This window comes from Paenibacillus sp. 7523-1 (genome assembly GCF_002276415.1).
GTDB lineage: Bacteria > Bacillota > Bacilli > Paenibacillales > Paenibacillaceae > Paenibacillus > Paenibacillus illinoisensis_A.
Window position 1 is genome coordinate 1 of the sequence record NZ_NPBR01000052.1, and the last position, 256, is coordinate 256.

Genomic DNA, 256 nt, shown 5'->3' on the forward strand with positions numbered 1-256 from the left:
CCTGGGTAATATGGTAGCGGCGGAGGGGATCGAACCCCCGACCTCACGGGTATGAACCGTACGCTCTAGCCAGCTGAGCTACACCGCCATATTAATAAACGCTGATTGCTTGTCCATCTTAGAATAAAAATGGCGGAGAGAGAGGGATTCGAACCCTCGCACCGCTTACGCAGTCTAACCCCTTAGCAGAGGGTCCCCTTATAGCCACTTGGGTATCTCTCCAAACAGTCAATCAAACAATATAACAAGGATTGCT

At 50.4% G+C, this 256-nt stretch carries 2 tRNA genes; both read right to left on the bottom strand.

What is annotated here, in order from left to right:
• Positions 1-11: 11 nt before the first annotated feature.
• Positions 12-88, bottom strand: a tRNA-Met gene (locus CHH60_RS29490).
• A gap of 42 nt (positions 89-130) precedes the next feature.
• A tRNA-Ser gene (locus CHH60_RS29495) sits at positions 131-222 on the bottom strand.
• Positions 223-256: the final 34 nt, after the last annotated feature.